Here is a 14695-nt window from a genome sequence, read left to right as displayed (position 1 = left end):
CCGGTGGGGCCGTGCGTACGTCGATCGGTTGACAACGGGGTCCAACCAAGCGTTGTCGCCGCCGCGCCTCAGAACCGTCACGCTCGTTGTCGAGAACTTCGGCTCCACACCTGGAGGTACCCCATGAAGAAGAACTGGTTCGTCCTCGGCCTGGGCGCACTGCTGACCTTTATCGGCGTGGGCTGGACGTTGCAGGGACTCGACGTCATGAAGGGCTCGGCGATGAGCGGCGTGACGCTGTGGGCGGTCGTCGGGCCGATCGTGGCCATCGTCGGCCTGGTCGTGCTGGGTGTCGGCTTCGCCCGGCTGCGCCGGGTGAGCCGATAAGCGCCGATCAGATGTCCGGTATCGACATGGAGACTCAGAGGACAGATCGGCCGGCACCGGGAAGACCGCCCAAGCAGTGGTACGGCGAGCTTGCCGGCGTCGCGGCCACCGCACTCGCCCTGGGCCTCGGTGAGCTGGTGGCAGCCGCGACGGGCGGGTCCTCAGCACCCCTCGTGGCGGTGGGTGGCGTCGCCGTGGACGCCGCGCCGACCCCGGTCAAGGAGTTCGCCGTAGCGGTGTTCTACACGTACGACAAGCTGGCGCTGCAGGCAGGAATCGTGCTGGTGTTGGCGGTGTTCGCCGCGTTCATCGGTGTACTGGCCATGCGCCGGCTCTGGTACGGGCTGGCAGGCGTCGCTGTGTTCGGGATGATCGGCGTACTCGCGTCAGCCACCCGGCCCAGCGCCACGTGGGCGTACCCGCTGCCGACAGTGGCCGGTGCACTGGCCGCTGCCGGCCTCTTGGTGCTGTTGCGCCGCACCCTGCCGCGCCGTGCCGCGGTATCGGCGCAGGACCGCGGGGACGACACCGGCCCGGATACTTACGTGGCGGCACAGGGAACCCACACCCCCGTGCAGGGAGCCGGTTCACCGTCGTCGGAAGCCGGCAACTCGGTGCTGGACGGCGCGGGACAGCCACCGGGTCGACGACGGTTTCTCGCGCTGGCGGTCGGGGCGATCGGCGCGGCCGCGGTGGCCGTACCGGGCGGACGCCGACTCTGGGCACAGCGTGTGGCCGCGGCCCGGGCCGCGGTGGTTCTTCCGCCGCCGTCGAGCCCGGCAGCGCCATTGCCCGCCAAGGTCTCCGTCGGCGTGCCCGAGGTGGAGCCGTTCGTGACCAGGACCGCGGACTTCTACCGGATCGACACCGCTTTGACGGTGCCACAGATGGAACCCAAGGACTGGCGGCTGAGGATTCATGGCCGGGTGAAACGGCCGCTGACGCTGACATACGAGCAATTGCTGGCACGGCCGATGGTGGAGCGCTACGTCACGCTGGCGTGTGTGTCCAATGAGGTCGGTGGCGAGTTGGTCGGCAACGCGCGGTGGTTGGGGGTACCGATCAAGGATCTGCTGGATGAAGTCGAGCCGGATGACAGGGCGGATCAGGTGGTGAGCCGTTCCGTGGACGGCTACACGGCCGGAACACCGACGGCGGCGTTGCGTGACGGGCGGGACGCGTTGCTGGCGGTCGGGATGAACGGGGAGCCACTGCCGGTCGAGCACGGATTTCCGGTCCGGATGGTGGTGCCCGGGCTGTACGGGTACGTATCGGCGACGAAGTGGTTGACGGAGCTGGAGCTGAGCCGTTTCTCGGACTTCAGCGCCTATTGGGTACGGCGGGATTACGCGGCGCTGGCTCCGGTGAAGACACAGTCGCGGATCGACACACCGGCCGCGGGCAAGCGTCTGAAACCGGGTCTGGTGATGGTGGCCGGGGTGGCGTGGGCGCAACATCGTGGGGTGGCCGCGGTGGAGGTCCGCGTGGATGACGGCCCGTGGCAGCAGGCACAGCTCGCGGCGGTGCCGTCGGTGGACACCTGGCGGCAGTGGAGCTGGCCGTGGCAGGCGACGCCCGGCGAGCATCGGCTGCAGGTACGCGCCACCGACAACACCGGCCAGGTGCAGACAGGACAGGTGCACGAGCCGTTGCCGGACGGAGCGACCGGCCGGCACACGATCAAGGTCACGGTTGCCTGAGCATTTCCCGCCGGGCGGGGGTTCCCGCCTGAAGAGTCGACTCTTCAAAGGGCTGCGGCTCGAGCCGGGGCCGGGGCCGGCGCCCGCGCAGGGCAGCGGAGGCGCCCGCCTGCGCGTCGCAGTCCGGCGGCCCCGGCCCTCCTTCACATGCCGATCCGCGCCGCGATGACCGGTGCCAGCCGGTCCGCGATGACGCGGTGCCCCTGGTCGTTGGGGTGGACCGAGTCCGTCAGGTCGCCCGAACCCAGCCAGCCGGTGGTGTCGACGAAGGAGACCCGTGAGTCGCCGCCGTCGACGGCGGCCTTGATCGCCGCCTGGGTCTGCGGCACGTAGCGGCCGCGGAAGGTCTCCAACGCGAAGATCCACGCCTGTGGGTAGGCGGCGCGGACCTTGCGCAGCAGGCTGGTGTACGCCGTCTGGAACTGCGCGGAGCTGACTCCGTGGCCCACGTCGTTGGTGCCGAGGTTGATGACGACCGCGTTCGCCTGGTAGCGGGAGAAGTCCCAGTCGGGAGTGGCCGCGTTCGGGTTGAGCTTGGTGAACTGCCGCTCCAGGCCGACGCATCCGTCCACCGCGGCGACCAGACAGGCGCCGCCCTGGGCGATCTGGGTGTGCTCGGTGCCGAGTCGTTCCCCGATCAGCCAGCCGTACGCGGTGCGGGCGTTCTGCGACGACGTCGTCCCCACCGTGATCGAGTCGCCGACGAACTCGATCAGCTTGCCGGGCGCCGGCGGTGCGAACGTCGTGGCGCCGCTGCCGAGGACCAGGCCCTGAAAGACGGCGTCACCCCGGTAGGAACCGGCGATCACCTGGTAGTTGACCTGGAGGGTGTGGTTGCCGGCGGACAGCGGGGAGGGGGTCAGGTTCACGGTTCCCTTGACGTTGTCGTAGAACTTCACCGGGCCGTTGTCGATCCTCGCCCAGAAGTCGATCGTCCCGCGCTGCTTGAGCTGGACGGTCCGGCCGGTGAAGCCGACCCTGTAGTAGGCGCCCGCCCAGTACGGGGTGTAGGCGGTGGCGGAGGTCTTGGTGTCCCAGCGTCCCACGAACTTGATGTTCGGGTCGCCGGGTTGGCCGGGAGCGGCCGCCAGGGTGGACGCGGGGTTGCCGAGTCGGGCGGCGATGACGGGAGCGAGGCGGTTCGCGAACTTGGTGTGGCCCGCCTCGTTGGGATGCCCGTTGCCGTCCTCGTAGTCAGTGCCGTCGGTCAGCCAGCCCGCGGTGTCGACGTAGTACACCCCGCTGTCACCGGCGTTGGTGCGGGCGGTGACGGCCGCCCTGGTCTCGTTGACGTAGCGCTTCTTGAGCGTCTGCACGGCGAAGAGCTGCGCGTTCGGGTAGACGGCGCGCAGGTCGGCGAGGAACCTCGTGTACGCCGACTGGAAGGCAGCGCCGGTCACTCCGTGACCGATGTCGTTGGTACCCAGGTTGATGACGACGGCGTCCGCGCGGTAGCGGGAGAAGTCCCAGTTCTGGCCGCCCGTGCTCGCCGTCCTGAAGAACTGCGTGCTCAGGCCCGTGCACCCGGACTGGGCGACGAGGCAGTAGCCGGAGCGGGCGATCTGGGTGTGGCGCGCTCCCAGTTGCTCGCCCGTCTTCCAGGCGTACGAGTCCAGCGCGAGTCGGTCCGTGAGTGCGCCGGCGGTGATGGAGTCGCCGACGAACTCGACGAGCCGGGACGGGGTGTTCGGCTCGACCGTGCGCGCACCGGGGTCCAGCACCAGGCCCTGGAAGACGGTGTCGCCGGAGCGGTACGAAATGCGCAGGGTGTGGGTGCCTGCGGACAACGGTCGGGGAGCGAGGTTCACCGTGCCGCGTACGCCCGCGTGGAAGACGTCGGGGCCGCCGTCGATGCTGGCGTACAGGTTGACCGCGTCTCTCGCCTTGACCTTCACCGTGGTGCCGGTGAAGGCCGTCTGCAGGTAGGCGCCGGTCCAGGAGGGCACCGCCGCGGTGCCGGCGCCGGTGTCCCAGCGCCCGACGTAGACGATGTTGGGGTCGGAGACCGAGCCGTCACCCGGCGAGGCCTGGGCGGGGGAGCTCCCCGTCCAGGACAGCAGGCAGGCGACGAGAACGGCCGTGACGAGCGCAGTGAGGGTACGGGCGTGGTGGCGTATGGAGGTGACATGGGGGATGGCGTGGGGGGTGGTCTGCACAGGGGTCCCTTTCGGCGTGGAGTGGGAGCGCTCCCAGAGGCAGCCTTTCGAGAGAAGCAATGAAACGGTTCAGCGTCAAGGGTTCGCGTGAAGCAGGCAACTCACTGACAGCCAGTGGAAGTTGATCGAGCCGTCTCTGTCGATCGGCGAGTCCAGTCCGTACCCCGGACGGTTGTGGGAGCAGTTTGTGGGGGTGATCTGGCGGTTTCGTAGCAGTAGTCAGTGGCGGGACATGCCGGGCGAATTCGGACTGTGGTCCACGGTCTACGGCCGCTTTTGGGCCTGGAGGGACATCGGCGTCTGCACCGCACTGTTGAAAGGGGTGTTCGCCGGGGTCGCCCGCCAGAGGAAGACGGACTTGTCCCCGGTCGGCGCGGGCTCCATCACCGCACGGGCCCATCATGACGCCGCCGGGATGTGCATCGGAGGGGGCTTCGATCACCTCTCGCAGGAGCGGCGGGTGCATGGCGACTCATCTTGGACGGCGTCAGAGAGCAGGCCAACCGCCTCATCGATCAGTCCATGCAGGAGTGGGACCGCGTCGGCCGGGGCGCGGAGTCTGAAGGGTGGGTCGGGGTTTGGTCCGTGACTGGTCCGGAAGTACTGGTCAGGAGCGGGACAGCGGTGGGGGGATCTGGGAGTTGTAACGTAAGTCGGTCTCTACTCTTGGCGGGCCGAGAGGAAGGCGCCTGACGGGCAAAAGTCCAGGTCAGGCGCCTTTCTTCGTGCCTTTAGAAGAAGCCCAGCTTCTTCGGCGAATACGACACCAGAAGGTTCTTCGTCTGCTGGTGGTACACGCACGGCGCCTGCTTTGATCTGCGGAAACGATAATGCTGTCGGTGGAAGCCGCCAGCTTGGTCCGGGAATGGCCCGGACGGTGATCGACGGAACACCTCCCATCGCGCGAAGGTGTTCTGTGGAGCCGGGCGGCGGAGATGGTGGCCCGGCTAATGGAGCGCTTGGAGGACCGGGGCTGGTGCCCCGGATCTGTCCGCTTCCGGGATGGTGCATCGGTCCGGGCGGGTCCCTACCGTCCGCCGTGACTGGCACCGAGCCGGAGCGGGGGTGTGTGGCGCAGCAAGAAGTTCTGCGGGCGTTTCAGTTCGAGCTGGACCCGGCCCCGGCTCAGGTGGAGGTGCTGTCGCGGCACGCGGATGCCACTTGGGGGGCGTTCAACCGTGCGCTGGGGGGATGAAGGCGGCCGCGTATCGGCAATGGCGGCACGTCGTTGACCTCATCACCCATGAGCTGGGCTTGCCCTGCTGACCTGACTTGGCCGCTCTGTACGCGACACCGTCCAAGATGCTTGTTAACGCGCTGAGGCTGCCTAATACTCCAGCTGTAGATCGTGATCTTGCTGGTGGAGGCCGGTGCGGAGACGGGTGCGGCCACCGTTGATCATCGTGACTTGTGTGGAGTAACGATGAGACGGTGGCCGCAGGTCACAGCATAGATCCCGTCCGTTGGCGGGAGGCGTTCGAGGTGGCCATGGGCCGGATCGCGGGCCGGTTCACACGGGTCGAACCACGGCTGCGGGCCGGGCGGTTGGTGCTGGGCCTGTTGTCGGACCTGCCGAGGAAGAACTGCTGGACGATCGCGGAGTGGGCCGGGGAGGCCAGCCCGCACGGCATGCAGCATCTGCTGTGCCGGGCCTCCTGGGATGCCGACGCCGTCCGTGATGACGTGCGCGAATACGTCGTCGAGCACCTCTATGACGAGGCCGCGGTGCTGGTGGTCGACGAGACCGGCGATGTGAAGAAGGGCACCCGCACGGTCGGGGTCCAGCGCCAGTACACCGGAACGGCCGGGCGGATCGAGAACTCCCAGGTCGCGGTCTACCTCGTCTACGCCGGGATGCGTGGGCACGCGGCGGTGGACCGGGAGCTGTACATCCCGCGCTCCTGGACGTGCGACCCGGACCGCTGCCGGACGGCGGGGCTCGGCGAGGACACCGTCTTCGCGACCAAGCCGGAACTGGCCCGCATGATGATCGAACGGTTCCTTAACGCCGGACACCACGTGGGCTGGGTCACCGGGGACGAGGTCTACGGCGGCAACCCAAGACTCCGTGCGGCTCTGGAGGAACGCGGCATCGGCTATGTCCTCGCGGTGGCCTGCTCGGCCGAAGTGCCCACCGGAGCAGGCAGGTTCCGCGCTGATGCCCTGGCGAGGAAGGTGCCGAAGCGGGCCTGGCAGAAGCTCTCGGCCGGGCGCGGCGCGAAGGGGCAGCGGTTGTATGACTGGGCCGTCATCGACCTCGCCGAGGCAGCCCCGGGCCGCCACCAGCTGCTGATCCGCCGCAACCGCAGCACCGGTGAACTCGCCTATTACCGCTGTCACTCCACCACGCCGGCCTCCCTGGCCACCCTGGTCAAGGTCGCAGGTTCCAGATGGCGGGTGGAGGAGACCTTCCAAACCGAAAAGGGACTGGCAGGGCTGGACGAGCACCAGGTCCGCCGCTACCCCTCGTGGGCCCGCTGGGTCACCCTCGCGATGCTGGCCCACGCCTTCCTCGCCGTCGTCCGCGCCGACGAACACGCACACCGACCCACGCCGGAGGACCTGATCCCGCTGTCCTGCAACGAGATCTGCCGCCTGTTCATCGCGCTCGCCGTCCGGCCCGTCCGCGACACGGCCCACCGGCTCGCCTGGTCCGACTGGCGCCGCCGTCACCAGGCACGATCACGCACCAGTCACTACCGGCGACAAGCCGCATCCCAGACATGAAGATCACGATCTACAGCTGGAGTACTAACCGGAGACCTGCCCGCCGAGCCCCCATGACATGGATGAGCTTTGGAAGGGCGTCGGCCTCTGGCGCCCTCTCCGGCAGGCTACCTGAAGGCAGTTACGCGTCGGCCGCACCCAATCCACAGCAGTCGAAGAGGGCGATGTCGAAGCGTAAGTCTGCCAGGTAGGCGAGCGGTTGGTGAGTACCCCGCAGCCGCACATCAGTCTGCTTCTGAGCTCGGTCGTCGCATGTCGTGCGACGTGGTCCTTTCTGGGATTTCGCTCGTTCGGGAGGAACCAGTGGGCGCGGCTCGCGCGTGCTCCGGGATGGACGAAGTCAAACCGGGGGTGATGATCTCCTGAAAGGATGCTCAAGGACGCGAAGGCGAAAAATAGTTGATGGATGAGGAGCCGCGTGTGACTGGCATGATCAACGGCCGGTTTCATCTGCTGCCGCAGGCGGAGAAGCGCCAGGGCGGTATGTCCGAGGTGCGCAAGGCAGTGGATGTCTTGAGCCCGGAGGGCGCGTACGCGGCGGTGAAGCTGCTCAAGCGGCGCGACGACGAGGAGAGCACGCGGATCTTCCTCGACCGTGAGACCGCCTCGTTGCGGGCGCTGACCCATCCGAACATCGTGCGGATGCTGGATTCGGGCTGGGACGAAGGACTCGAGCAGTACTTCATCGTCCTGGAGTGGGTCGACAGGAGTCTGAAGGACGAGATGAGCGGGGGCCGTCCGCTGGACTGGCCGGCCTACTTCGCTCGGATCGGGCGGCCGTTGGCATCTGCTCTCGCCTACGCTCACGAGCAGCGGGTGGAGCACAGGGACATCAAGCCCGGAAACGTCCTCTTGACCAGTGATGGCACGGTCAAGCTCGCCGACTTCGGGATCGCCAAGGTCGTGGAGACGGCGGCGGCGCCCGCGACGGACCACACGGTCGCTGACTACGGTTCCAGCCTGTACAAGCCGTTGGAGAAGAGCAGCGTCGGCTGGGTCAGGGACGTCTACGCGTACGCCGTCCTGGCCATCCAGGTCCTGTCCAACAGCAAGGCCCGCGACTACCCCGGACTGCTGTCCGCGCTGGACGAGCTAGAGATGGACACCGATGTCCGCGCGATTCTGAAGTCCTGCATCGACCTCGAACCGCAGAAGAGGCCAGCCAACGCCATCGTGCTGGAGCACCAACTGCTGGAGGCGGAGCGACGTTGCGGCAACCGTGACGCGCGGCAGCGCAACTCGGTGTGGCTGAAGATGACCAAGAGCGCCGCAGAGAAACTCGTCACCGTGCCGGAGGGGGAGGAACTGAGCCTCGACCAGGTCATGGCGCGCGCCAAGTCAGAGGTGATGTCCGATATATCGGGCACGGTGCATGTCGACTACGGCTGGAACCCGGCCACGAAGGAGGTCGACACCGGGACGGTGCGGGTCTTCGGTCGGAAGCTGTTCCTGCGCATGGTCGGCGACGACAATAACTCCGACCGGTGCGTCATCGTGTCCGCAGAAGAGCGGCCGGAGGAATGGTTGGCGAAGCGCCGGGATTCTGCACTCAAGCTTGATCCGATTCTGAGCTGGAGCTTCTACGATCCGGGCGAGGACCCGGCCAACCGCGGCCTGAACGTGCTGCTGGCGGCCCTCAACACGCATGTCGAGGCCCGCGAGGAGAAGGGCCGCGAAGACCGGCGGCAGAATCTCGGGGACCTCTTCGATGGCTGGCGGCACGTCCTGGAAGCCCGCGAGGAGATCGCGGCGAACGGGCGGCAGCCCGTCGCCTACGACAGAACGGAGGGCACCTCGTACACGCGGTCCTTCAGCCTGGGCGCCACCGAAACGGTGATGGAGATCGGCGACGAGTGGTCGGTCGTGGAGTACCCCTACAGTCGGCCCATCGACCGGGGGGTCGTCACCAGTCGGACCGAGGACACCGTCCAGCTCCGGATGACTCGTGCCAAGACGGCGCTGCCGCGCTGCGGTTACTTGCTGCCCTTCCTCGGCCCCAGCCAGAGCGCCATCAACCGGCAGCGCGACGCGCTATCCACGGTCGCCGCCGAGCAGAGCAGTAACCCCCATTTGGGCAAGATCATCGAGAATCCGCAGGAGATGCCGGTCCTGCCTCCGGTCGAGGTCACCTCCTGGGTCCGCGCCGACCTCGACCAGAGCAAACGGGATGTCGTCGTGAGCGCGCTGGGGACGCAGGACCTAGTGCTGGTCGAGGGCCCGCCTGGCACCGGTAAGACCACGGTGATCGCGGAGATCGTCGAGCAGACCCTCAGCCGCAAGCCGGACGCACGAATTCTCATCGTCAGCCAGACCCACATCGCCATCGACAACGCGCTGCGCCGTCTGGAGGAGGCGGGTATCGACGGTCTGGTGCGTCTGGGGCGCCCGGACGATCCGCGCATCGATCCCGCCGCGCAATCGCTGCTGTTGGACCGGCAGGTCAAGAGGTGGACGCAGAGTGTTCGGGCCCGGGCGGAGAGGCATCTAGAAGCGGTCGCGATCCGACAGAAGCTGGAGACACGGCACCTGAAGGCGGCCCTCTTGCTGGAGGAGGCGGCCGCCGTCGCCACCGACCTCGCGCACGTCGAGGGCCGGCTCGTGGAACTGACCGCTCAGCCTTTGCCCGACCGCACCACCTCCGCGCGGGAACTGGGAGAGGAAGCGGTCACCGTCGGCGCCCGCCGGGAGACGCTCCTCGAACAGCGAACGGCCCTGGTCGCCGAGATCCAGAGTGCCCTGGACGGTGACCTCACCCTGCGCGAGGCCATGACCGCGCGGGAGTGCCGGGACGCCGTCGAGGCCCTGTTTCCGGCAGCTGGTCCCGGACAGGACCTCATGCGGCTGCTGCGCTTGCAGGGCGAATGGCTCAAGCGGATCGGCAGCGACCCGCACCTGATCGCCAGTTTCCTGCGGACCCGGAACGTGGTGGGCGGCACAGCCCTGGGCTTCCTGGGGCATCCGGCGGCACGTGCCCTGGACTTCGACCTGTGCATCTTCGACGAGGCGTCGAAAGCGACCGCGACCGAGGCACTGGTCCCGCTGGCGCGCGCGAAGCGGTGGGTGCTGGTGGGGGACACCAGGCAGCTTCCGCCGATCGACGAGGACCTGCTGCGCAACGGCAAGGCCATGGAAGATCACCAGCTGACCCCGGAGATCGTGCAGACGACGCTGTTCCAGCACCTGGTGGACAATGCACAGCCGCCGGTTAAGCACCTGCTGCGCGAGCAGTACCGGATGACGCCCGCCATCGGCAACATGATCAGCAGCTGCTTCTACGACAACGAGCTGCTCTCTCCCAATCCGCACGAGCTGCCGGGGTACGGGGGCATCAACCGGCCTGTGCTCTGGATGGACACCAGCTTTCATCCGGGGCGGCGTGAGACGGAGCGGTCCGGCACCGAGACCAGCGTCTCCAACCGGCTTGAGGCCCAGATCGCGGAGAAGCGTCTGGAGGTCATCGACTACGCGATCGGGAAGGGGGCGGTCCAGCCGCCCGGCGGCAAGCCCCTGGAGGTTCTGGTCATCGCGCCCTACGGCCGTCAGGTCGAGACGCTCAAGAAGCAGCTGGCCAAGAAGAAGCTGAGGCACTTCACGCCCGAGGTGCTCTCCGTCGATGCCGTGCAGGGCCGCGAGTGCGACCTCGCGGTCTTCTGCGTCACCCGCAGCAACTCCGACGGCCGGTTCGGGTTCCTGGGGCAGCCCTACTGGCGGCGCATCAACGTCGCCCTCTCCCGCGCCCGGTTCGGGCTGATCATCGTCGGGGACGCCGGCTTCTGCCGCAGCAAACCCGGCGCCCTGCGCAACGTCCTCGACTACATGAGCAGCCACCCGGAAGACTGTGAGATCCGCGATGCCAACGTTCAGTGAGGACAGCCTGCTGGCCGTCCGCTTCGGAAATGCCCGCACCGGCTTCGACCTCGTCGGCATCGTCGACGCGGCCCTGCCCGTCGCCCGCATCACCGCCGAGGTCCTCGCCCAGGACAGCAAGGACATCCCCCTGCTGGAGGAGTACGTCCTGCGGCTGGTCGACCAAGGGGAGAGGGCACCGGAATCCATCGCCGGGTTCCTCGGCCTGGACGTCGCCATGGTCAACCAGACCGTAGCGGTCCTCTTCGGCTCAGACGACTTGCGCTGGACCGCTCCCGTGCCCGGCACAGCGCCCGTTCCGCGGCTACGCCTGACCGAGAAGGGCCGCTTCACCGCGACGAAGGCGGCTGCCATCGTTCCGGTCCGGGTCAGCCAGTCCCTCGTCTTCGATCAGATGCTATGGCGGGCCTCCCCCTACAGCCGCCGCAGCACCATCTCCCGGGACGTGGCCACCGAAGCCGGAATGATCATGCTGCCTGCCGCGCGGTCCGGTCCAGTCGAGGACGGCGAGGTGACCGCCGAGGAGATCACTACCCTCCTTCAGGAGAACGGCACCACCACCCGCGAAGTCCTGCAGGTAAAAAGCATCGTGCAGACCCGGACCCGTCACGTCCTGCCGGTCAAGCTCCTCGTCTACGCGGACGCTGAACGCGTGGACATCGAGCTCGGTGTCGTCATCGATGGCGAACTGAGCGACCGCCACGAGATCGAACTGATCGGCCTCGGCGGCGCCAAGGGCCTCGGCATCAACGTAGAGCGCGAGCCTGAGCGCCCCCTGCTGGAACCCGACATCGAAGAGGCCCGGATCCCCCTGCAGGAGGTCACCCAAAAGCGCGCAGAGCAGGCCGCCGTCCAGCTCAACTCCCCGGCACCCCTACCCCTCCCCGCAAAGCCGAAGGCCCTAGAGTCGCAGGCAGAGGAGATCCGCGCAATCGGTGTCTTCGAGCACCCGGAGCTCCTCGACGAAGCCCTCACCAGCGCCCGGAAACGCATCCTGATCATCTCGCCGTGGATCACCGGCGCGATCGTCACCACGGCGTTCGTCGGCAAACTGGAACGCCGGCTGCAGCGTGGCGTGAAGGTGGACATCGCTTACGGCTATGACGACAGCGAGAATAGGACCGACCCGAATGCCATCAGAAGGCTGAACAACCTCGCTGCGCGATACCCCGAGAAGCTGCACGTGGCGCGCCTCAAGAGCAACCATGCCAAGATCCTCCTCTTCGACGATGCCTGGGTGACCACCTCCTTCAACTGGCTCTCCTTCAAAGGTGATCCGGACCGCACCTACCGGGTGGAGGAGGGCACCCTGATCCGGAATCGGGAAAAATCTGACGTCTACTATGCCCGCTACCTCGAACTCATTGGCGACAACCGCCGATAGGCCAGCACCGTTGAGTCCTGCCTGCTTCGAGCCGGCTCCTCGGCCCTTGGGCCGGGAGGGCGGGAGAGGTGGCCCGCCTGGAGGCCCTGTGGGCGCAGCAGGGTGGCGCGCCGCGGGTGCTGGCCGACCGGCGGGCGGAGATCCACGGTGGGCCCCGGAACTGGCCCGCACGCGTGGCTGGTTCGGCGGGGCTTGGTGCATTGGCCGTCCTGTTCCGATCCCCGGTTTCACCTCCCACTCACGCGGAGCAGCTTCGGGCACTAGCCGTCCTTGACGAGAGGCGGGGGTCCATCCATCTACGCGCAGGGATGGACCCCACGAACGGCGCTTCTCAGTGGCCGCGCACACGAACCGAGGCACGGGAGGCAAAGAACCAACTGACTGTTTCCGCCGCTAGCCAAGGCCCGCTGTACCTATCCGTGACTTCTGGTGGCCGGCCAGACGGTGGCCGTGTCGATCACGAAGCGGTAGCGGACGTCGTTGGCCTGGACCCGGTCGTACGCCTCGTCGGTGCGGATAATCGCGATCTCCGCGCCCACGGCCTGAGCATGAGGTTCACCGTCGTGAACAGGTTTGAGATCCAACTCTGACGGACCCTGAAATGGGCGGTCTAATGCTTCCCCCATGGCAGGTTCCCATGGTCAACGACATGCGAGGCAGGCTACTGGTTACGCGTCGTCTGACGGCTGGGGCCTCGCTGGGTTCGGAGTGATGAACACTGCGAGGCAGCGGAACTCGCTACTTGGGCCCTCCAGCTGGGTGTATGGACGCCAGGCGAGCATGTAGGCACCCCGCAGCACTCGGGTGTTGTCCGGGAAGGAACCGTCGGCCCACAGCAAGGTGCCGCTCAGTTCGCGGCCGTGGTGGAGGCGGAACTCCTCGTCCCTGGTGGGCATCCTGCGTTGCCTGGGGCGCCACAGGGCCGCCTCGTTTGTGATGAGCAGGGCCAGCCCGTTCTGGTCCTCGCGGTCGCAAAAGCGTTCCAGCCTTCCTACATCCCGCAGGAATTCCCTACGCGCGACGTCCGGCGCGTTGTGTCCGCGCAAGTCGTACTCCTCGGGAGGGATCCCTGCTGTACCCGACCACTGTCGGGTCACATACTTGAACTCTATTGCCGTACGGCCCGCGGGTCCAAGGCACAGTAGGTCCAGGTACTCCGAGGCATCGTTCCCGCGTACCGGGACTTCGAGACGGCACCTGACCTCCGGTGCGACCTCGCCTACCGCGAGGGCGAAACTGTGCTGGAGATCGGCCTCGGAGTGGAACACCGGCCGCCGTGCGCGTAGACACGCCAGGACTTCGTCCAGCGCAGCGCTACCCGCGATCGTCTCCGGGGTGGCGGGCGGGCGCGGGGGCATGGGTATCGGTGTGGCCACGACGCCATTCAAGACTGTGCGGCCTGTCCTTGTCAGCTGGTGGTGGATCACAGTCGACAGGAAGTCGGCCACATCGTTGGACGCCGAGGCGCTCGTGGTCCGCCGAACGCATCTTTAAAGGGGGGGCGATACACAGGATGCCGTCAGGCGGCAGCGATCTCCTAAAGAAGGTTCGTGCGACGGGACCCCGGCTTGCTCGACTACTCCGTGTCAGCGGCGGCGTGCATCGTGACTGACGGTTATCGTGCCGTGTCTCGGGAGCACGTTCCGTACGCGGTACGGCCTCCTCTGATGCTGGTCAGGGTGAGGGGGATGGCCGTGCTGCACCTGCAGCGGCAGCGCCACCGGTCGGTGGTCTTCCCCGGATAGGGCTCCAACGGCTCGAACCCGGCGGCGCGTGCCTCCGCGGCGGCTGCCGCGGGATCGGTTCGGCCACCGGATCGGGGGCACTTCTTGCAGCCGGTGGTTCCGGCCGGACGGATGACAGGCGCGCCATGACCTCGTTTCCGCAGGAACAGCGGCTGCGCCAACGGTCCGTGGTACGGCCGGGGTACGGCTCCAGCGGCTCGAACCCGGCCGCTCGCATTTCGGCAGACGCACGCTCGTCGGTTGCCGAGTTGAGGGCACAGAACCGGCAGCCCTTCGACCCGCTGTTGTCGTTGGAGTAGGTGGGGCTGGTTTCCCAACCGCACGTGGTGCAGCGGCACCGCCACGGCGTCCGGCTGCCCGGGTAGGGTTCCAGCGGTTGGAGTCCGGCCGTGCGCATAGTTTCTTGGGCCGGCTACAGGACGCATGCCGCCGGGAAGCGCCCTGGCTGGCTGGACTGGAGGATTTCGTTCCGTCCGATCCCCGTCAGGTCGTGCTCACACGGCTCGGTGATGAGGTACTGCGGCTGGCTCCCGGCCAGGTGGAGAGGCGACTGGCCGACGTCACGCGGTGGAAGACGGTGGCTCAGGCGACGGATTCGGTACTGGTGCCCGAGCTGGGGTTCGGGATCTCCGAATACGTCGAGGTGGGATTGCGGTACGCCGATCTTGCCATTCGGGCATTGGCCTCATCGTGGCCCGATGGAGACGTGCCGACGGAAGGTCCCGCAAGGTTGACCGACCAGGAACTGGCGGCGCCAGAGGTCCTTCTGAGCATGCCGGTGGAGGCGAT

Annotated in this window: 7 protein-coding genes and 2 pseudogenes; 6 read left to right on the top strand and 3 right to left on the bottom strand. The window is 67.5% G+C overall.

Translation table 11 applies throughout. The features are described 5' to 3' along the window. Window positions 1-123 precede the first annotated feature (123 nt). On the top strand, window positions 124-327 hold the full coding sequence (locus tag QA802_RS05025; RefSeq protein ID WP_334518373.1) for a hypothetical protein: 204 nt from the start codon (window positions 124-126) through the stop codon (window positions 325-327). An 11-nt stretch (window positions 328-338) separates the two neighbouring features. Next, on the top strand, window positions 339-2027 hold the full coding sequence (locus QA802_RS05020) for a molybdopterin-dependent oxidoreductase (RefSeq protein ID WP_334518371.1): 1689 nt from the start codon (window positions 339-341) through the stop codon (window positions 2025-2027). Between the two features lie 143 nt (window positions 2028-2170). Here the strand turns inward: QA802_RS05020 and QA802_RS05015 are convergent, their stop codons facing one another. Then, a complete protein-coding gene (locus tag QA802_RS05015) occupies window positions 2171-4183 on the bottom strand; it encodes a GDSL-type esterase/lipase family protein (RefSeq protein ID WP_334518369.1) in 2013 nt (670 codons plus the stop codon). Window positions 4184-4277: 94 nt separating this feature from the next. Between QA802_RS05015 and QA802_RS05010 the strand changes: the two are divergent. The 4 genes and pseudogenes from QA802_RS05010 to QA802_RS04995 form a co-directional block, all read left to right on the top strand. Further along, window positions 4278-4601: pseudogene (locus QA802_RS05010) on the top strand (transposase); the annotation flags it as partial. A 1070-nt stretch (window positions 4602-5671) separates the two neighbouring features. Next, entirely contained in the window at window positions 5672-6910 is a 1239-nt protein-coding gene (locus QA802_RS05005) for an IS701 family transposase (RefSeq protein WP_334534327.1), read from the top strand. 429 nt (window positions 6911-7339) lie between these two features. Then, window positions 7340-10777 (top strand): AAA domain-containing protein, encoded by a 3438-nt coding sequence (locus QA802_RS05000; RefSeq protein WP_329416930.1) that lies wholly within the window; start codon window positions 7340-7342, stop codon window positions 10775-10777. Continuing rightward, complete coding sequence (locus QA802_RS04995; RefSeq protein ID WP_334518367.1) at window positions 10749-12161, top strand: phospholipase D-like domain-containing protein; 1413 nt, start codon at window positions 10749-10751, stop codon at window positions 12159-12161. Before QA802_RS05000 ends, QA802_RS04995 begins: the two co-directional genes overlap by 29 nt. Before the next feature lie 413 nt (window positions 12162-12574). Here QA802_RS04995 and QA802_RS04990 read toward each other — a convergent pair. Continuing rightward, window positions 12575-12700, bottom strand: a pseudogene (locus QA802_RS04990) (hypothetical protein); the annotation flags it as partial. Between the two features lie 129 nt (window positions 12701-12829). Beyond that, entirely contained in the window at window positions 12830-13207 is a 378-nt protein-coding gene (locus QA802_RS04985) for a hypothetical protein (protein WP_334518365.1), read from the bottom strand. Between the last annotated feature and the right edge of the window lie 1488 nt (window positions 13208-14695).

The organism is Streptomyces sp. B21-105 (genome assembly GCF_036898465.1).
Taxonomy (GTDB): Bacteria; Actinomycetota; Actinomycetes; order Streptomycetales; family Streptomycetaceae; genus Streptomyces.
Note: the sequence above shows the minus strand (reverse complement) of the source record. Positions and strands in the feature narration are given on the sequence as shown.

Coding starts and splice junctions, on each gene's coding strand:
- QA802_RS05025 (WP_334518373.1), top strand. CDS start 124: ATGAAGAAGAACTGGTTCGTCCTCGGCCTGGGCGCACTGCTGACCTTT.
- QA802_RS05020 (WP_334518371.1), top strand. CDS start 339: ATGTCCGGTATCGACATGGAGACTCAGAGGACAGATCGGCCGGCACCG.
- QA802_RS05005 (WP_334534327.1), top strand. CDS start 5,672: ATGGGCCGGATCGCGGGCCGGTTCACACGGGTCGAACCACGGCTGCGG.
- QA802_RS05000 (WP_329416930.1), top strand. CDS start 7,340: ATGATCAACGGCCGGTTTCATCTGCTGCCGCAGGCGGAGAAGCGCCAG.